The organism is Sphingomonas sp. Leaf30 (genome assembly GCF_001422525.1).
In the GTDB taxonomy this organism is placed as follows: Bacteria; Pseudomonadota; Alphaproteobacteria; order Sphingomonadales; family Sphingomonadaceae; genus Sphingomonas; species Sphingomonas aerolata.
The window spans coordinates 138,537-157,858 of the sequence record NZ_LMKZ01000005.1; the positions used below are offsets into that span (position 1 = coordinate 138,537).

Consider the following 19,322-nt stretch of genomic DNA (forward strand, 5'->3'; position numbering starts at 1 on the left):
TGTAATCACTGCGGTTCGCCCAACTGGACCCCGGCCTCCGCCGGGGAACGGAAAAGCGCGCGCGCCCTCTATCGAGGACACAAACCATGCGCTTCTCGCGCTTCTTCATCACCCGGCCGATCTTTGCGGGCGTGATCGCGGTGATCATCACGATCGTCGGCGCGATCGCCTATATGGCGCTGCCGGTGTCGCAATATCCCGACATCGTCCCCCCCACCGTCACCGTCAGCGCGACCTATCCGGGCGCGTCGGCCGAGACGGTCGCCGAAACCGTCGCCGCGCCGATCGAGCAGGAGATCAACGGCGTCGACAACATGCTCTACCAGTCGTCGCAATCGACCGGCGACGGCAAGGTGACGATCACCGTCACCTTCAAGATCGGCACCGACCTCGATGCCGCACAGGTGCTCGTCCAGAACCGCGTCGCGGTCGCGGTGCCGCGCCTGCCCGAGGACGTCCAGCGATTGGGCGTCGTCACGCGGAAAACCTCGCCCGACTTCCTGATGGTGGTGAACCTCGTCTCGCCCGACAATTCGCTCGATCGCGGCTACATCTCCAACTATGCGCTGACCCAGGTCCGCGATCGCCTCAGCCGCATCGACGGCGTCGGCGACGTGCAGCTGTTCGGCGCGCGCGACTATTCGATGCGCGTCTGGATCGACCCCGGCCGCGCGGCCGCGCTTGACCTCACCGCGGGCGAGATCGTCGCGGCGCTCCGCGCGCAGAACGTCCAGGTCGCCGCCGGCACGCTCGGCCAGCCGCCGTACGACAAGGGCAACAGCGCGTTTCAGCTCAACGTCGAGACGCAAGGGCGCCTGACCGACCCCAAGCAGTTCGCGGACGTCGTCATCCGCACCGACGCGCAGGGCCGCCAGGTCCGCGTCTCGGACGTCGCCCGCGTCGAGCTCGGCGCGCAGGATTACGGCGCCAACACCTATCTCAGCGGCAAGCCCACGGTCATCGCCGCGGTCTTCCAGCGTCCCGGCTCGAACGCGCTCGGCGCCGCGCAGGCCGTCACCGCCGAGATGGAGAGCATGTCGAAGCGCTTTCCCAAGGGCCTCGAATACAAGGTGATCTACAACCCGACCGAATTCATCGCGCAGTCGATCGACGCGGTGAAGCACACGCTGTTCGAGGCGATGATCCTCGTCGTGCTCGTCATCCTCGTCTTCCTGCAGAAATGGCGCGCGGCGATCATCCCGATCGTGGCGATCCCGGTCTCGCTGATCGGCACCTTCGCGGTGCTCGCCGCATTCGGCTACAGCCTCAACAACCTGTCGCTGTTCGGCCTCGTCCTCGCGATCGGGATCGTCGTCGACGACGCGATCGTCGTGGTCGAGAATGTCGAGCGCAACCTCGAACACGGGCTGTCCCCGCTGGAGGCGGCGCGCACCTCGATGGACGAGGTGTCGGGCGCGCTCGTCGCGATCGTGCTCGTGCTGTGCGCGGTGTTCATCCCGACCGTGTTCCTCACCGGACTGTCGGGCGCGTTCTACCGCCAGTTCGCGGTGACGATCTCGACCGCGACGATCATCTCGCTGCTCATCTCGCTGACGCTGTCGCCGGCTCTCGCCGCGATGTTGCTCAAGCCCACCGCCCCTGCCGGCTCGGGCAACCGCCTGACCCGCACGGTGCGCCGCGCAGGCGACGCGTTCAACCGCGGGTTCGAGCGGATGAGCGAAAGCTATGCCCGCCTCACCGCACGCCTCGTCGCCGCGCCGAAGCGGATGATGGTCGCCTATGCCGCGCTGATCGCGGTCACGGTCGGCGTCTTCATGGTCACCCCGTCGGGCTTCGTCCCCGCGCAGGACCAGGGCTATTTCCTGACCGTCATCCAGCTGCCGCCCGGCTCGTCGGTCGAGCGTACCGACGCGGTGATGCAGAAGGTCGCCAAACGCATCCTCCCGCTCGCCGGCGTCAAGGGCGCGGTCATGCTCGCCGGGTTTGACGGCCCGTCGCAGACGCTCGCCCCCAACTCGGCCGCCGCCTATATCCCGCTCAAGAGCTTTGCCGAGCGCAAGAAGCTCGGCGTCACGCTCGCCAGCATCATGGCCGAATCGCAGAAGGCGACCGGCGACATCACCGAAGCGCGGCTGCTGATCGTCCCGCCGCCGCTGATCCAGGGCATCGGCTCGGCCGGCGGCTATCGCCTGATGGTGCAGGACCAGGGCGGCCACGGCTATGGCGACCTTGGCAAGACGAGTTACGACCTGATCGGCAAGGCGAACCAGACCAAGGGCCTGGCGCAGGTCTACACCTTCTTCGATACCGCCACGCCGCGCATCTTCGCCGATGTCGACCGCGCCAAGGCCAATCTGCTCGGCGTTCCCCCCGAGCGCGTGTTCGAGGCGTTGCAGGTCTATCTCGGCTCGGCGTTCGTCAACGATTTCAACTTGCTGGGGCGCACCTTCCGGGTCACCGCGCAGGCCGACGCACCGTTCCGCAACACCACCGCGGACATCGCCAACCTCAAGACGCGCTCCAATTCGGGCCAGATGGTCCCGGTCGGCTCGGTCTCGACGTTCCGTGACAAGACCGGCCCGTACCGCGTCGTCCGATACAACCTTTTCCCCGCGGTCGAGGTGGATGGCGACACCGCCAAGGGCTATTCCTCGGGCCAGTCGCTGGTGGCGATGGAGAAGCTCGCCGATGCGTCGCTGCCCGCCGGCTATGCGCATGAATGGACCGGCATCGCCTACCAGCAAAAGGCGGCCGGCAGCACCGCTGCGCTGGTCTTCGGGATGGCCGTGCTGTTCGTCTTCCTCGTGCTCGCCGCACAATATGAGAGCCTGACACTACCGCTCGCGATCATCCTGATCGTGCCGATGTGCCTGCTCGCGGCGATGACCGGGGTGAATTTGCGGGGGATGGACAACAATGTCCTCACGCAAATCGGGCTGGTCGTGCTGATCGCGCTCGCCGCGAAGAACGCGATCCTCGTGGTCGAGTTCGCCAAGCAGGCCGAGGAACAGGACGGCCTGTCCCCGGTCGAGGCGGCGGTGCGTGCGGCGAAGGACCGGTTGCGGCCGATCCTGATGACGAGCTTCGCGTTCATCCTCGGCGCGGTGCCGCTGGTGATCGCCGACGGGGCTGGCGCCGAACTGCGCCAAGCGCTCGGCACCGCGGTGTTCTTCGGGATGATCGGCGTGACCGGGTTCGGGCTGCTTTTTACCCCCACCTTCTACGTCGTCGCACGGGCGCTGGCGATGCGGTTCGAACGCCGCCGTCCTGCCCCCGCCGCGACCCTTCAGCCCGCCGAATAGGACCAGCCTCATGAAGTCCCTGCTTCTCGCGAGCCTCTCGGCGCTGACGCTCGCCGCGTGCGCCGCCGGCCCCGATTATGTCGCGCCGATCGCCCCGCCCAAGGCGACCGCGTCGTTCGTCACCGCCAACGCCGCGACCGTCACGACCGCCCCCGATAACGACTGGTGGCGAATGTACCGCGACCCGGTCCTCGACGGCCTCGTCGCGGATGCACTCGCAGCGAATACCGACCTGCGCGTCGCCATCGCCCGCCTCGACAGCGCCCGCGCGTCGTTGCGCGGCGCGAAAACCGATCGCGAGCCGCAGGTGAACGCCAGCGGCAGCGGCAATTACTCCCGGACGTCGCAACTCCAGAACCTGCCCGGCTTCGACCGCGAGCGCGCCACCTACGATGTCGGCCTCGACGTCAGCTACGAGGTCGATCTCGCCGGCCGCGTCCGCCGCAACGTCGAGGCCGCACGCGGCGACGTCGGCGCGGCACAGGCCGATGCCGACGCGGTGCGAGTCTCGATCGTCGCCGCCACCACGCGCGCCTATGTCGACGCCGCCTCGTCCGCCGAACGCCTCGCGGTCGCCCGGCGGATCGTCGACCTGCTCGAGAAATCGAACACGCTGACGGGCAAGCGGGTCGACGCGGGTCGCGCCGCGCGCCTCGATCAGGTCCGGATCGCCGCGCTGCGCGACCAGCGCGCCGCGAATATCCCGCAGATCGAGGCCGAGCGTCAGGCGGCGCTCTTCCGGCTCGCCACGCTCACCGGCCGCACGCCGCAGGAGCTGCCCGCCAGCGCCGGCGCGCGCACGACCACGCCGCGTCTCGACCGGCCGATCCCGATCGGCGACGGCGCGATATTGCTCGCGCGCCGACCCGACGTCCACGCCGCCGAACGCCGCCTCGCCGCCGCCACCGCGCGGATCGGGGTGCAGACGTCGCAGCTCTATCCGCAGATTGCGCTCGGCGGCTCGATCGGTTCGACCGCGCTCAGCGTCGGCGACGTCTTCACCGGCGGGCCGATCCGCTGGTTGCTCGGCCCGCTGCTCAACTGGTCGGTCAATCAATCGGCGGCGCGCGCGCGCATCGCCGGCGCCGAGGCCGATACGCGCGGCGCGCTCGCCAGCTTCGACGGCAGCGTGCTGACCGCGCTCGAGGAAACCGAGACCGCGCTGTCCAACTATGCGCGCGAGCTCGATCGCCGCACGCAACTGCAATCCGCGCACGACAACGCCGCCACCGCCGCGCGCATCACCCGCGCGCGCCAGCGGGAAGGCCAGATCGACTTCCTCGACGTCCTCGATGCCGAGCGGACGCTGGCGGATACCGATACCGAGCTCGCCGCGGCCGACGCCCGCATCGCGGGGGCGCAGGTCGACCTGTTCCGTGCACTCGGCGGGGGATGGCAGCCGCCGCGCCGCCCTGCTGGCTAACACCGGCGCGGCATCGTTGCGTGTCACTGATCCGTCGCCGGCACGTCATCAAACTGTACCGGCGGGCGCATACCGCCTGGGCCGATGGCGACGTCCGAGCTCAGCATGGTCGATACGGGGCCCGGTCGCCTCTGGGCGGGGTGGTCGCGTCTGCGTGCGCAGGTCGAGCGGTTGACGCGGCGGGCGGATGGCGAGGATCTGCTCCACGACGCCTATGTCAGCCTGGCGACGCTGCCCGCGGCGCCGCGCAACGACGAGGCGTTCCTTGTTCATGCGGCGGTCAACCGCGGGCGCGATGCGTTCCGACGCGAGGCGGTTCGTGGCACACACGAGGACGCGGGAGCGATCGAATGGCTGCGCGACTGTTCGCCGATCCAGGACGAGGTGCTGATCGCGAAGGCGCGGCTCGACCGGGCGCGCGAGGGGCTCGATCGTCTCAGCCCGCGGACCCGCGAGATCTTCCTGATGCAGCGGCTCGACGGGTATAAATATCGCGAGATTGCTGCGCGTCTGGGAATAAGCCAGAGTGCGGTCGAAAAGCACATGGCCAAGGCGATGACCTTCCTGGTCGATTGGACGGAGGATTGGTGAGCACGCAATGCATGGCCGCAAATCCCTAGACCGGATGTTTTCGGACAAGGCGGCGCCCGAACGCACTGCGGCGCAGTGGATCGCGCGGCTCAACGCGGACGACGTCAGCGCACAGGACGCGATCGTCTTTCGGGCGTGGCTGACCGCGAACCCCGAGCAGGCCGCACGGTTCGAGCGCGCCACCGACCTGTGGGACATGGTGCCCGGAACCGCACCGTCGCGCGCGCCGGTGGTGACGCGCCGCCGCGCGCTCGGCGGGGTCGCGGCACTCGCGGTCACGGCTGTCGCGGGGACCGGTGTGTTCCAGGCAGCCTATGCCGCGACGCCGTATCGGACGGGGATCGGCGAGCAGCGACGGATCGTGCTGCCCGACGGCTCGGCCCTGCTGCTCGACGCGGTCACCCGGCTGCATGTGGTCGCGACCGAGCGGCGGCGGCGGCTCTGGCTGACGCCAGGCCGCATCGACCTGACGGTGGCGCCATTGGCGACCCCGTTCACGATCACCGCGGCCGACCGGGCGATGACCGCCGGCGCGGGCCGCTTCGACCTGCGCTGCGACGCGCGCGACGGGGCGGCCTTTACCGCGATCGAGGGGCGGGCGACGATCGCTGCCACGACGACGACTGGCGCTGCGCAGCTCCTGACCGACGGAGCGCGGTTGCGGAACGGCGTGATCGATCGGCCCGACATCGCGACGACACGGGCCTGGACCAGCGGTCGTGCCGCGTTTCACGGCGATACGCTCGCGACGGTTGCCGAGGAAGCGAACCGGTACAGCGCGACGCGGCTGGTGATCGCCGACCCGGCGGTCGCTGGGCTGCAGGTCAGCGGCATGTACCGGATGGGCGACAATGTCGCGCTGGGGCGTGCGCTCGCGACGCTGCTGGATTTGCGGTTGCGAACGATGGACGGTGCCGTCCTGCTCGGCGGATAAAAATTCGCGTCAGCGGGGTGGGGTAGATCGCGGCTCGCCCGTCGAGGAGGTGCGGCAGTATCGCCGCCTTCCTTGGGGGGATGAACACCGTGACGACCAATCGCCGGCGCCTGCGCCGTTCGTTCGTGATGGGCGCAGCCTGCGCCGCGCTGTCGACCGCCTTTGCACCCGCCGCGGCGATTGCGCAGACCAATGTCGTCCGCGTGCATCTCGGCGTCCAGTCGCTCGGCCGGTCGCTCGAAGCGCTCGCCCGCCAGAGCGGCATCGACATCCTGTTCACACCCGCTGCGGTTGCCGGTCGGACCGCACCTGCGATCGACGGCACGATGGCACCGCACGCCGCGGTCGAGCGGCTGATCGCCGGCACCGGGCTGATGGTCCGCCAGCAGCCCAATGGCGCGCTGATCGTCGCCGCGACGGTCGAGACCGCAGCGCCGCAGACCGCTGTGTCCGCTCCGGACGACGAGACCCGCGAGATCGTCGTGACGGGCTATGCGAGCAGCCTGACCGGTGCGCTGGCGCAGAAGCGCAAGGCGACCAACGTCATCGACGTCGTCAAGGCCGAGGATATCGGCAAGTTCCCCGCGCAGAACATCGCCGAGGCGCTCCAGCGCGTCCCCGGCGTGTCGATCGTTCGCGATCGCGGCGAAGGCGTGTTCGTCCGGATCCGCGGGCTTGGCGCCAATTTCCAGGTGGTGACGCTCAACGATCGCTCGGTCGCGGTGAACGAGAATGTTCGCGACAGCGGCCAGAGCGGGCGCCAGTTCCGGTTCGACACGCTGCCGTCCGAGCTCATGTCCGCGGTCGAGGTGATCAAGAGCCCGCGCGCGAGCCTCGACGAAGGCGGCATCGGCGGCACGATCAACCTGCGCACCTTCCGTCCGCTCGACCTGAAGAAGCCGGTGCTGTCGCTATCCGCCACGGCCAGTTCGCCGCGCCTCGCCGACGCGGTGGATCCGCGACTGTCGGGCATGGCGAGCTGGGCGAGCACGGACGGCAAGTTCGGCGCGCTGATCGCCGGCGTCTATGACGAGCGCACCACGCGGCAGGACCGGATCACCGGCGTCGGCTGGGCGGACGGCAAGATCGACACCGACGGCAACGGCTCGCTCGACAGTGCCACGATCCTGATCCCGACCGCGATCCGCCCGACGCTGGAGCGCGAGAACCGCGACCGGATCGGCATCAACGGCGCGGTGCAATGGAAGCCCGACGACCGGTTCGAGCTGAACGTCGACGGGCTGTGGAGCCGGCTGAACGTCGCCTATGACGAGCTGACCTATTCGGCGGCGGATGGCTCCAACCTGCCGCGCGGGATCGTGCCGGGCAGCGCGGTGATCGAGAACGGCGTGCTGACCGGTGCGACCACGACCGCCTCGACCACGCAGATCGGTCGCGAGACGTCGGTGCTCCAGTACAAGAACTGGCTGGTCGGCACCAATGCCCGCTGGCAGGCGGGCGGCTGGACGATCGCCGCGGACGGCAGCATCGGCCAGGCCTATTCGAATACGCCCGAACCGATCTACCGCACGCGGCTGCTTGGTACGGTGGGCCCGACGACGTTCGATTTCGGCAAGGCGGGCGACCGGCTGCCCGACGTCACGCTGCTGAACGCCGACCTGTCGAACCCGGCGCTGCTGCCCGGACGGCGGATCGAATACCGCGTCAACGGCTCGAAGGACCGGGAGCGCGCCGCGAAGCTCGACGTCACGCGCGACCTGACCGGCGTGGTCAGCGCGCTGCGTGCGGGGGTGAAATACCAGAAAAGAACACGCGCCTATGATCGCCGCGACATCAATTTCACCAGCGGCATCGCGGGCAAATATTTCGACGCGAGCTATTTCGTCCCGTTCCCGGTCGATGATTTCCTGAAGGGCGCGAACGGCACCCTGCCGACCAGCTGGGCGATGCCCGATCCGGCGAAATTCCTCGCCGCCGCCACTGGCAAGGAGGCGCTGCTCGCCGCACCGCTTGCGCGCGGCGATCTGCGCAACAGCTATGCGATCGGCGAGGAGATCGTCGCGGGCTACGCGATGGCCGATTTCGCGTTCCCGCTCGGCGGCATCGCGGTGCGCGGCGATATCGGCGTACGCTATGCCCGGACGCGGCAGACCTCTTCGGGCTATGCCGATGACGGCAAGGTCGCGCTGCCCGTCAGCTACGACAAGACCTATGACAATTTCCTGCCGTCGCTCAACCTGGTCGCCGAGGTCTCGCCCGATCTGCAGATGCGGTTCGCCGCGTCGAAGGTCATCACCCGGCCGTCGCTCGCCGATCTGGCGCCGCGGCTGACGATCAATTCGAGCCCGACCGTCCTCACCGCGGTCGGCGGCAATCCCGAGCTGAAGCCGTTCGAGGCTTGGCAATATGACGGCACGGTCGAATGGTATTTCGCGCCCGGCAGCGCGCTGGTCGGCGGCGTGTTCTACAAGGACATCACGACCTTCGTGTTCCAGCAGACGCGCGACTTCGTCCTCGACGGCCAGACCTATCGCCTGACCGCGCCCAAGAACGGCGGCGACGCCTATGTCGCCGGCGTCGAGATCGCGTATCAGCAGCTGTTCAAGATGCTCCCCGCGCCGTTCGATGGCCTCGGCGCGCAGGCCAACTATACGCACACCAAGACCGGCGGCACCTATGCACTGGCGACCGGCGGCATTTTCCGCGATGCGCTGGTAGAAGTCGCCAAGGACAGCTTCAACCTGACCGCCTTCTACGAGAAGGAGCGCGTCGGTGCGCGCGTCAGCTATAGCTGGCGCGGCAACGTGCTGCGCGACGTGGGCGGCGCGGGGCTCGCCGCGAACAACGACAGCGCGTTCGGCAGTCTCGATTTCGACATGTCGTACAAGGTGACGCCGAACGTGACCTTCGTCGTGCAGGGCATCAACGTCGCCGGCGGCGTCCAGTGGCAATATGTCCGCGACAACCAGTTTGCGGGCTATACCGATTACGGTCGGACGTTCATGGCCGGCGTCAGGGCGAAGTTCTGATGCGGCTCGCCTCGCTCGCGGCTGGCCTCGCGCTGGTCGCCTCGTCCATCGCGCCGGCACAAACGCCGCCGCCGCGCGAGGACAAACTCGAACGCGTCGTCATCGTCATGCGCCACGGCGTGCGCAGCGCGATGTCGAGCCCCGTGGAGCTGGGCCGCTACAGCCGCCGCGCCTTTCCGCGCTTCAAGGTGCCGGCGGGGCACCTGACCGCGAATGGCGCGACGCTCGTGACGATGCTCGGCGGCTGGTACGCGGCGCAGTACCGGCAGCTGGGCCTGCTCGGCGCGAGCGACTGCGCGGTCTATTACTGGGCGAACCACACGCAGCGCACCGAGGCGACCGCGACCGCGCTCGCCGCCGGCCTGACCCCGGGGTGCGCGGCGCCGATCCACCAGTCGGCGGCCGCGCCCGATCCGCTGTTCGAGGCGCCGCAGACCCCGCTCGCGCCGCTCGACGCCCCGCGGATGCTCGCGGCGATCTCCGCGCGGGTCGACGGCGATCTGGCGGCGTGGGACGCGCGCCAGACCCCCGACCGCGACCGGTTCGAGGCGCTGATGCTGCAATGCCGCCGTATCCCGTGCTCCACGACCGAGCGCACCCGGGTCCAGCGCCGGCTGGGCGATACGCCGATCACGATGCGGATCGACGCGACGGGCAAGCCCGACCTCACCTCGCCCAGCCTGCAGGTCGCCGGGATCGCCGAAAGCCTCGTCATGGCCTATGCGGACGGGCTCGCCTTCCCCGGCTGGAGCGGGATCGACGCAGCGACGATCGGCAAGGCGCTCACCGTCCATGGGGCCGGCATCGACCTGCGCACGCGCACTCCGGAGGTCGGCCGCCAGACCAGCAGCTATCTCGCGATGCGGCTGCTCGCGACGCTCCAGCGCGGCGCCGGCGCGACCGCGCTGGCCGACCCGATCGGCGACGCGGAGAAGATCGTCGTCGTCAGCGGCCATGACGGCACGGTAACGATGCTCGCCGGGCTGCTTGGTCTCGACTGGGCGCTGCGCGATTACGGCGCCGGCGAAGCCGCCCCCGGCGGCGGGCTGGTGTTCGAACTGTGGCGTCGTGGCGCGACCGGCAAGAGCATCGTGCGGGTCCGCTATGTCGCGCAGGGGCTCGACCAGATGCGCTACCGCATCCCGCTGTCGGCGCAGACACCGCCCGAGATCGTCGCGATCCCGGTCCCCGGCTGCGGCGACCCCTGCCCGCTCCCCCGGTTCACGCGCTATGTCCTGGATCAGGTGTAGCCCCCACCGAAGGAGTAGCGCGGGGGCGCGCTTAATTGCCCTCTGCGTCGACGACGAACACCACGGGCTTGCCGCGCGACATCGGCTCCCAGCCTGCGCCCAATGCCGCCCGGATACCGCGCGAGATGGTCGGATCGTCGATCTGAAGCCGCCCGCGCGGCAACCCCTTCAGCAGGCGCTTGGGGGCGGGAAATTCGAGCATCGCCTCACGCTGGCAGTCCTTTTCGAGCAGCGAAAGGACCATCCCCTTCCATCCGTCGTCGTCCGACCATTGCGGCTCGCTCTCGAGGCGCCATTCATAGGTGGTGCCATCGACGTCGATGGTACCGGAAGTGCTGAGATTTTTCGACATGCCGCCGCCTTAGCAGGTCTGTCACGGCATGCCATGCGTCCGATCGCACGCCATGGCCGGTCCTCAATTACCAGCCTGCGACGGAGCCGCTATGTTCTTGGCGTGGGTGATCGTAGAAGCCGCCAAAAGCGCACCGGGGGAGCCATGACGACGAAATCGCGCTATCAGGCGCCCGCGCTCAAAAAGGGGCTCGAGATCCTCGAGCTGCTGGCCGCAGCCACCGCGCCGCTCAACATGTCGGATATCTCGACCGCGCTCGGCCGGTCGGTCAGCGAGATCTTCCGCATGCTGCAGGTGCTCGAGGAACACCGCTATATCGCGCGGGGCGATGACGGCTATCGGCTGACCAACCGGCTCTTCGCGCTCGGCATGAGCCAGCCGCCGGTCCGCAACCTCGTCGGCATCGCGCTCCCGGTGATGAGCGAGGTCGCGCGACGGACCGGGCAAAGCTGTCACATGGCGGTGGCGTCGGGTGCCGAGATGGTGGTGATCGTCGGCTTCGAGGCCCCCAGCCTGTCGGGCTTTGCGATCCGGGTTGGCTATCGCCGGCCGCTGCATCGCTCGGCGTCGGGACGAGTCCTGCTGGCGTTCCAGTCGGCGGATGTGCGCCAGGCCATGCTCGACGACGTGCGTCTGGCGGGCGCTGCGTTCGATGCGGCGGCGCTGGCGGCGGAGCTGGACGCGATCGCGGCGAAGGGTCTGCACACCACCCCCAGTCCCGTCCTGAATGCGATCACCGACATGTCGGTGCCGATTCTGGTGATGGGGTCCGCGCGGGCGGCGTTGACCGTGCCCTTCGTCGATGGCCCGGGCGCACGCGTGACGCTGGAAGCGTCGCAGGCTGTGTTGCGCCACGCCGCCGCCACTATCGCCGAGCAACTGTCCCCCGAAGTCCGCGACGGGCTGTATCAGCGGGTCGTCGACCACGGCGCACCCGACGCGGGATCCGACGGCTGACTGCTGCAAGCGCGTCGCCTTCTCCCCTCCTCACCATGGAACACGATATCATGTGGCATTGCCTTTTCCTCGACCTTCACGACGATGCCGCGCTGATCGCGGCGTATCGCGATCGCCACCGCGCGGTGCCGCCGGCGGTGCTCGCCTCGATCCGGGCGGCAGGAATCGAGGCGATGGACATCTATCAGCGCGATGACCGACTGGTGATGATGATGCGGACCGGTCCCGGCTTCGACCCCGAGGCGAAGGCCGCGGCGGACGCGTCCGATCCCGCCGTGGTCGCGTGGGAAGCCGCGATGTCGCGCCTTCAGCGTCCGTTGCCGAGCGCGCAGCCGGGCGAGAAATGGCTCCTCGCCGAGCGCATCTTCGCGCTCGACGGGCAGCGCTGACCGGTCAGGTCAGCGTGCGGTCGAGATGCGTGTAGCCGCCATCGGGGATGATCCACTGCCCGGTCGTGTGCGACGACCGCGCCGACAGCAGGAACACCACGGTATCGGCAATCTCGCGGTCGGTCGTCAGCCGCCGGCCAAGCGGAATGTTGCCCGCGATCTCGTCGAGCTTGGCCTGCGGATCGTCGAACGTGTCGATCCACGCGCGATAGAGCGGCGTCATCACCTCGGCAGGGAGCACCGCGTTGACGCGGACGCCGTCGCCGACCAGCGCCGCCGCCCATTCGCGCGTCAGGCCGAGCTGGGCGGCCTTGGCGGCGACATAGCCGCTGGTCTGGCCCTGCCCGGTCAGCGCGGTCTTCGACGAGATGTTGACGATCGCGCCGCGGCTGGCCTTCAGGTGCGGCAGGCAATGATGCGCCATGCCGTAATAATGGCCGACATTGGCGACCAGCGAGGCGAGGAAGGCCGCCGTTCCCGCCTCAAGCCCGATCCCGTCATTGGCGCCCGCATTGTTGACCAGGCCATGGATGCCGTGCCCCGCCGCGACGATCTGCGCGACTGCCGCGGCGCAGGCGACATCGTCGGTCATCTCGGTACGGATGAACATCGTCGCGGGCTGAAGCGCACGGATATTCGCCTCGAACGCGGGGTCGAGCGCGCTGCGCCCGAGGATCGCGGGGATCGCGCCCTCCTCCGCGAGCAGGGTCGAGATCGCGCCGCCGATCCCGGCGCCACCGCCGGTGACGATCACCAGTTTACCGTCGAGTCCGAGCTTCATGATAGTCCATCCTCGATAGGTGTCAGGCGGTAGACGCGCGCCGCCGTGCCGCCAAAGATCGCATCGCGATGCCCCGGGCACGCGCGCGCGACGAAGGTTTCGATCAGGTCGACCACCGCCGCATGCTCGGCGGCAAACAGGCACACCGGCCAGTCGGATCCGAAGATCAGCCGGTCCGGTCCGAAGCAGGCGAGCAGATGGTCGAGATACCGCGCGATGTCGGTGGGCGACCAGGCGGCGTGATCGGCCTCGGTCACCAGCCCCGACAGTTTGCAGGTGACGCCTGGAACGGCGGCGATGGCTGCGATCGTCCGGGCCCAGGGGCCCCATTCGCCACCCGCGATGTCGGGCTTGCCGCCATGATCGAGCACCAGCGACCCCGGCCCGGCCGCTTCGAGCAGGTCGGGAACGCATGCGAGCTGTGCCGGCCCGCGGACGAGTATGTCATAGGCGAGATCGCGCGACAGGATCGTCCGCACGCCGCGCAGGACATCCTCGCGCAGCAGATAGCGCGGGTCAGGTTCGTCCTGCGCGATGTGCCGTATGCCCACAAGCGACCGCGATGCGTGACGGTCGAGCTGGGGTGCGACGTCGGGCGCAGTCAGGTCGACCCAGCCGACGACACCCATGATCCAGGGAGTCGCGTCCGCGAGCGCGAGCAGCCAGTCGGTCTCCGCCGCGCTGTGGCAGGCCTGCACCGCGATGCAGCCGTCGAACGCGGCGGCCTCCAGCGCGGGCCGGATGTCGACCGGGAGCCGGTCGCGCGCAAGCGCACTGCCGGGCTGGATCCAGTCATACTCCGCCGTGCGATAGCGCCAGAAATGCTGGTGCGCATCGATCCTCTTCACCATCGGGCTTTTGCATCCCTTCACTTGTTGCTCACCTGTGACATGATTTTTTATATATGCAAACCTCTCTCAAGGCCTATGATGGCGGCAATCGCACCAGAGGCGACGAAGAGAGGATGTCATGGCACACGCTGCGAAGGGCTCGAGCCACATGGCCGACATAGCTGACACCGCGACGAGCACCGGGCGTTTCATCCGGCCGGGATTTCGGACGGGCTTCATCCTCGTCACCAGCCTGTTCTTCCTTTGGGCGCTTGCCAACAACTTCAACGACATCCTGATTCGCCAGTTCCAGAAGGCGCTCGACCTCAACCGCGCGCAGGCCGGCCTGATCCAGTTCGTCTTCTATGTCGGCTATTTCGTAATGGCGCTGCCCGCGGGTCTGGTCATGCGCCGCTTCGGATACCGCGCAGGCATATTGACCGGGCTGGGGCTGTACGCGATCGGCGCTTTGCTGTTCTGGCCTGCCGCCGAAGTCCGCGAATATGCGGCCTTCCTCGGCGCGCTGTTCGTGCTGGCGTCAGGTGCGGCCTTCCTGGAAACCGCCGCCAATCCCTATATCGTCGCGTTCGGCGATCCGGCGCGCGCCTCGCAGCGGCTGAACCTCGCCCAGGCGTTCAACGGCTTCGGCGCGGTGCTCGCCCCGACGATCGGCGGTCTGTTCATCTTCTCAGGCGTCGAGCATGACGCGGCGACGCTGACGACGATGCCGCAGGCGCAGCTGGTTGCCTATCGCGTCGCCGAGGCGCGCATGGTGCAAGTGCCGTATCTGCTGCTGGCGATCATCGTTGTGCTGGTCGGCGTCGCCATCGCACTGGTCCGCCTTCCCACGCTCGACACCAAGACCGACGACAGCGCGCATGACGGGCTGTTCACGGTCCTGCGCGCGCCGGGGCTGTGGCGCGCGGTGGTCGCGCAGTTCTTCTATGTCGGCGCACAGGTCGGGATCTGGAGCTTCTTCGTCGATTTCGTGAAGGACAGCCTCCCCGCCACGCCCGAGCGTTCGGCTGCCTATCTCCTGTCGCTCAGCCTCGTGCTGTTCATGGCTGGGCGGTTCATCGGTGCAGCGCTGATGCACAGGCTGCCGGCGACCCGGTTGCTGTTCGCGTGCGCGGTCGCCAACATCGCGCTCTGCGCGGTGGCGATGCTGTCGGGCGGCTGGATCGCGGTCGGTGCGCTGGGGCTGACCAGCTTCTTCATGTCGATCATGTTCCCTACCATCTTCGCGCTCGGCGTCCGCGATCTCGGACCGCGCGCGACGATCGGCTCCTCGCTGATCATCATGGCGATCATCGGTGGCGCGCTGGTGCCCCCGGTGATGGGCCTGATCGCCGGCGCAGCGGGCGGCCTGCACGTCGCGATGGCGTTGCCGCTGGTCTGTTTCGCGGTCGTCGCGCTGTTCGCGCGCGGCGCGACCGACGCCCCCCTTTCCCCTACCATGAGGACGATCCATTGAGACTGAACGGTAAACGCGCGCTGGTGACCGCTGCGGCACAGGGCATCGGCCGATCGATCGCGGAGGGGTTCGTCGCACAGGGCGCGACGGTCTACGCCGCCGACCTGAACGGCGAACTGCTCGCGACGGTCCCGGGCGTCACGCCCATCATGCTCGACGTCACCGATGCAGAAGCGGTCGCGGCGCTGCCGGCGCAGATCGGCGACATCGACATCCTCGTCAACGGTGCAGGCTATGTCCATGCGGGCGATATCCTGGCCTGCGACGAGGACGCCTTTGCCTTTTCGATGACGCTGAACGTCACGTCGATGTACCGGCTGTGCCGGGCCCTCCTGCCGGGCATGCTCGCCCAGGGCAGCGGATCGATCGTCAATCTCGCCTCGATCGCCTCGAGCGTAAAGGGCATTCCCAATCGCTTCGCCTATGGCACGACCAAGGCCGCGGTGATCGGCCTGACTAAGGCGATCGCGGCGGATTATGTCCTGCGCGGCGTCCGCTGCAACGCGATCTGCCCGGGCACGATCGACTCCCCGTCGCTGCGCCAGCGTGTCGCAGAACAGGCGAGCGCGGCCGGCATTCCGCTCGAAGAGGCGACCGCCGCCTTCGTCGCGCGCCAGCCCGTCGGCCGCCTTGGCCGCCCCGAGGAGATCGCAGCCCTCGCGCTGTACCTTGCGTCCGACGAGAGTGCATTCACCACCGGCACAACCCATGTCATCGACGGCGGCTGGGTCAACTAACCACCCCCTTCCCCACGACCTAGAACCAGAGGACGTTCGCTCCATGAAACTGTTACGCTACGGCCCGATCGGCCATGAAAAGCCCGGCATGCTCGATGCCGATGGTGCGATCCGCGATCTGTCGGGGATCGTGGGCGACATTGCCGGCGACACGCTGACGCCCGAGGGGATCGCGACGCTGGCCGCGATCGACCCGGCGACGTTGCCGCTGGTCGACGGCACGCCGCGCTACGGCGCGTGCGTCGGCGCGGTCGGCAAGTTCATCTGCATCGGCCTCAACTACAGCGATCACGCCGCCGAAAGCGGGATGGATGTGCCCAAGGAGCCGGTCGTCTTCAACAAATGGACCAGCGCGATCTGCGGCCCCGACGACGCGGTCGAAATGCCCCGCGGCTCGACCAAGCTCGACTGGGAAGTCGAACTCGGCGTCGTGATCGGCAAGCCCGGGCGCTATATCGACGAAGCCGATGCGATGGCGCATGTCGCCGGCTATTGCGTCATCAACGATGTCAGCGAACGCGAATATCAGCTCGAGCGCGGCGGTACTTGGGACAAGGGCAAGGGCTGCGACACGTTCGGCCCGATCGGCCCTTGGCTGGTCACTGCCGATGAGGTCCCCGATCCGCAGGCGCTGCGGCTGTGGCTCGAGGTCGACGGTCACAAATACCAGGACGGCACCACCGCGACGATGGTGTTCGGGGTGGCCGAGATCGTGTCCTATCTCAGCCGCTTCATGAGCCTCCAGTCGGGCGACGTGATCTCGACCGGCACGCCCCCGGGCGTCGGCCTCGGCCAGAAGCCGCCCAAATATCTGGCGGTGGGCAATGTCATGCGCCTCGGCATCGACGGCCTTGGCGAGCAGACCCAGCGCGTCGTGGAATCGCGCGCATGACGACGATCACCGGGCTGCGTATTCGCGACGTCCGCTTCCCGACCAGCCTCTCGCTTGACGGGTCGGACGCGATGAATCCCGACCCCGATTATTCCGCCGCCTATGTCGTGCTGGAGACGAACACGGCCGGGCTGGAAGGGCACGGCCTGACCTTCACGATCGGGCGCGGCAACGAGATCTGCGTCGCCGCGATCGGCGCACTGCGCGAGCGGGTCATCGGGCTCGACCTCGACTGGATCGCGGCGGATGCCGGGCGGTTCTGGCACCATGTCACCAATGACAGCCAGTTGCGCTGGATCGGCCCCGACAAGGGCGCCATTCACCTGGCGACCGGCGCCGTCGTCAACGCGGTATGGGACCTGTGGGCAAAAAGCGTCGGCAAGCCGGTCTGGCAGCTGGTCGCGGACATGACGCCCGAGGAACTCGTCCGCACGATCGACTTCCGCTACATCACCGACTGCATCACGCCCGACGAGGCGCTCGCGCTGCTGACCAAGCGGGCCGAGGGCAAGGCGGAGCGCATCGCGACGCTCAAGGCCGAGGGCTTTCCCTGCTACACGACGTCAGCGGGCTGGCTCGGCTATTCGGACGAGAAGCTCTACCGGCTGGCGCGCGAGGCGGTCGATGCCGGGTTCGATCATATCAAGCTGAAGGTCGGGCGCGATCTCGACGACGATATCCGCCGGCTGCGGATCGCGCGCGAGGCGATCGGTCCCGATGCCAAGCTGATGATCGACGCCAACCAGATCTGGGAGGTCGACCAGGCGATCGAATGGGTCAACGCGCTCGCCTTTGCGAACCCGTGGTTCATTGAGGAGCCGACCAGCCCCGACGACGTGCTGGGCCATGCCAAGATCCGCCGCGGGATCGGATCGGTCAAGGTCGCGACTGGCGAGATGTGCCAGAACCGCATCCTGTTCAAACAGTTCATGGACGCGGGCGCGATCGACGTCGTGCAGATCGACGCGTGCCGTCTCGGCGGCGTCAACGAGGTGCTCGCGGTCCTGCTGATGGCGGCCAAGCACGAACTGCCGGTCTGTCCGCATGCCGGCGGCGTGGGACTGTGCGAATATGTCCAGCATCTGTCGATGATCGACTATCTGTGCTTTTCGGGCACGCGCGAGGGTCGGGTGATCGAATATGTCGATCATCTGCACGAGCATTTCGTCGATCCCTGCGTCATCCGCGATGCCGCCTATATGCCGCCGACGCGGCCGGGCTATTCGATCGAGATGAAGCCCGCATCGCTCGAACGCTATGCGGTATCGGCGGAAGTGCGATACTGATCGCGTCATGATCATCGCCTCGACGCACGACTTCCGCGAAGCCGCCCGACGGCGGCTGCCGCGCTTCCTGTTCGATTATGCGGATGGCGGCGCCTATGCGGAGCAGACACTGCGGCGCAATGTCGACGACCTCGCCGACATTGCGCTGCGCCAGCGCGTGCTGCGCGACGTTGCCGACATCGATCTGACGACGTCGCTGTTCGGGCGGACGATGGCGCTGCCCGTTGCGCTCGGCCCGGTCGGGATCAGCGGCATGTATCATCGGCGCGGTGAAACCCAGGCCGCGCGCGCGGCGACCACCGCGGGCGTCCCCTTCTGCCTGTCGACGGTTTCGATCTGTCCCTTGTCGGAGGTCAAGCAGGCGAGCGGCACGGGCGCGCTGTGGTTCCAGCTCTACGTGATCCGCGACCGGGCGTTCATGCGCGACCTGATCGCCACGGCGAAACAGATCGGCGCGGAAGCACTCGTCTTCACCGTCGACATGCCAGTCCCGGGCGCGCGGTACCGCGACGCGCATTCCGGCATGTCCGGCGCAGGCGCCCCCTTGAAGCGCGCCCTGCAGGCGATGGGCCGGCCCGGCTGGGCGTGGGACGTCGGTCTGCGCGGACGGCCGCACAAGCTCGGCAACCTCGAACCCGTGCTCGGCAGCAACAGCGGGCTCAACGATTATATGGGCTGGCTCGGCGCGAACTTCGATCCGTCGATCGGCTGGGCCGATCTCGAATGGATCCGCTCGGCCTGGGACGGGCCGCTGATCATCAAGGGCATCCTCGACGTCGAGGACGCGCGCGAGGCGGTGAAGATCGGCGCGGACGGCATCATCGTTTCCAACCATGGCGGCCGCCAGCTCGACGGAGTCCTGTCGACCGCACGCGCATTGCCGGCAATCGCGGACGCGGTCCGCGGCCAGGTCACGGTGCTGGCGGACTCCGGCGTGAGGTCAGGCCTCGACGTCGTGCGAATGCTGGCATTGGGCGCGGAGGGCGTGCTGCTCGGCCGTGCCTGGGTCTATGCGCTTGCCGCGCGGGGCGAGGCCGGGGTCGACCTGCTCTTGACGCTGATCGAACGCGAGATGCGCGTCGCAATGGCACTGACCGGCGTCCGCCGGATCGCCGATATCGATCGGACTATCCTGGCCTAGGATTGCGGACGACCGCGCTACCCAAGCCCCGC

At 68.3% G+C, this 19,322-nt stretch carries 16 protein-coding genes; 13 read left to right on the forward strand and 3 right to left on the reverse strand.

Annotated elements, in window-relative coordinates; genetic code table 11:
- Positions 1–86 precede the first annotated feature (86 nt).
- From ASE89_RS10035 to ASE89_RS10060, 6 genes are all read left to right on the forward strand, one after another.
- Positions 87–3,263: an efflux RND transporter permease subunit gene (locus ASE89_RS10035; RefSeq protein WP_056676903.1), complete on the forward strand. Its 3,177-nt coding sequence runs from the start codon at positions 87–89 to the stop codon at positions 3,261–3,263.
- 10 nt (positions 3,264–3,273) lie between these two features.
- Complete coding sequence (locus ASE89_RS10040) at positions 3,274–4,686, forward strand: efflux transporter outer membrane subunit (protein ID WP_056676905.1); 1,413 nt, start codon at positions 3,274–3,276, stop codon at positions 4,684–4,686.
- An 84-nt stretch (positions 4,687–4,770) separates the two neighbouring features.
- The gene (locus ASE89_RS10045; RefSeq protein ID WP_056676911.1) at positions 4,771–5,277 is read left to right on the forward strand and encodes an RNA polymerase sigma factor; all 507 of its coding nucleotides are present in this window, start codon (positions 4,771–4,773) and stop codon (positions 5,275–5,277) included.
- A 7-nt stretch (positions 5,278–5,284) separates the two neighbouring features.
- The gene (locus ASE89_RS10050; RefSeq protein ID WP_236701696.1) at positions 5,285–6,211 is read left to right on the forward strand and encodes a FecR family protein; all 927 of its coding nucleotides are present in this window, start codon (positions 5,285–5,287) and stop codon (positions 6,209–6,211) included.
- Between the two features lie 80 nt (positions 6,212–6,291).
- Positions 6,292–9,201, forward strand: coding sequence for a TonB-dependent receptor (locus ASE89_RS10055; protein ID WP_056676914.1), 2,910 nt, complete (start codon positions 6,292–6,294; stop codon positions 9,199–9,201).
- The gene (locus ASE89_RS10060; protein WP_056676917.1) at positions 9,201–10,451 is read left to right on the forward strand and encodes a histidine-type phosphatase; all 1,251 of its coding nucleotides are present in this window, start codon (positions 9,201–9,203) and stop codon (positions 10,449–10,451) included. Before ASE89_RS10055 ends, ASE89_RS10060 begins: the two co-directional genes overlap by 1 nt.
- A gap of 31 nt (positions 10,452–10,482) precedes the next feature.
- Here ASE89_RS10060 and ASE89_RS10065 read toward each other — a convergent pair whose 3' ends face one another.
- Positions 10,483–10,803, reverse strand: a complete 321-nt coding sequence (locus tag ASE89_RS10065) for a hypothetical protein (protein ID WP_056676920.1) — start codon at positions 10,801–10,803, stop codon at positions 10,483–10,485.
- A 144-nt stretch (positions 10,804–10,947) separates the two neighbouring features.
- On the opposite strand from ASE89_RS10065, the gene ASE89_RS10070 reads away from it, so the two are divergent.
- Positions 10,948–11,760, forward strand: coding sequence for an IclR family transcriptional regulator (locus tag ASE89_RS10070; RefSeq protein ID WP_056676923.1), 813 nt, complete (start codon positions 10,948–10,950; stop codon positions 11,758–11,760).
- A 50-nt stretch (positions 11,761–11,810) separates the two neighbouring features.
- Positions 11,811–12,149, forward strand: coding sequence for an L-rhamnose mutarotase (locus ASE89_RS10075; protein WP_056677292.1), 339 nt, complete (start codon positions 11,811–11,813; stop codon positions 12,147–12,149).
- Between the two features lie 4 nt (positions 12,150–12,153).
- On the opposite strand, the gene ASE89_RS10080 is transcribed toward ASE89_RS10075, so the two are convergent.
- Both ASE89_RS10080 and ASE89_RS10085 read right to left on the reverse strand, forming a co-directional pair.
- A complete protein-coding gene (locus tag ASE89_RS10080) occupies positions 12,154–12,930 on the reverse strand; it encodes an SDR family oxidoreductase (protein ID WP_056676926.1) in 777 nt (258 codons plus the stop codon).
- On the reverse strand, positions 12,927–13,781 hold the full coding sequence (locus ASE89_RS10085; RefSeq protein ID WP_056676929.1) for an amidohydrolase family protein: 855 nt from the start codon (positions 13,779–13,781) through the stop codon (positions 12,927–12,929). Before ASE89_RS10085 ends, ASE89_RS10080 begins: the two co-directional genes overlap by 4 nt.
- 118 nt (positions 13,782–13,899) lie before the next feature.
- Between ASE89_RS10085 and fucP the strand changes: the two genes are divergently transcribed.
- The 5 genes from fucP to lldD are packed head-to-tail and all read left to right on the forward strand — an operon-like array spanning position 13,900 to position 19,290.
- Positions 13,900–15,234, forward strand: a complete 1,335-nt coding sequence (gene fucP, locus ASE89_RS10090; RefSeq protein ID WP_236701698.1) for an L-fucose:H+ symporter permease — start codon at positions 13,900–13,902, stop codon at positions 15,232–15,234.
- Positions 15,231–15,971 (forward strand): SDR family oxidoreductase, encoded by a 741-nt coding sequence (locus tag ASE89_RS10095; protein ID WP_056676935.1) that lies wholly within the window; start codon positions 15,231–15,233, stop codon positions 15,969–15,971. The genes fucP and ASE89_RS10095 overlap by 4 nt, the downstream gene beginning before the upstream one ends.
- A 43-nt stretch (positions 15,972–16,014) precedes the next feature.
- The gene (locus ASE89_RS10100; protein ID WP_056676937.1) at positions 16,015–16,863 is read left to right on the forward strand and encodes a fumarylacetoacetate hydrolase family protein; all 849 of its coding nucleotides are present in this window, start codon (positions 16,015–16,017) and stop codon (positions 16,861–16,863) included.
- Complete coding sequence (locus ASE89_RS10105) at positions 16,860–18,149, forward strand: L-fuconate dehydratase (protein WP_056676941.1); 1,290 nt, start codon at positions 16,860–16,862, stop codon at positions 18,147–18,149. Before ASE89_RS10100 ends, ASE89_RS10105 begins: the two co-directional genes overlap by 4 nt.
- 7 nt (positions 18,150–18,156) lie before the next feature.
- The gene (gene lldD / locus ASE89_RS10110; protein ID WP_056676944.1) at positions 18,157–19,290 is read left to right on the forward strand and encodes an FMN-dependent L-lactate dehydrogenase LldD; all 1,134 of its coding nucleotides are present in this window, start codon (positions 18,157–18,159) and stop codon (positions 19,288–19,290) included.
- Positions 19,291–19,322 lie beyond the last annotated feature (32 nt).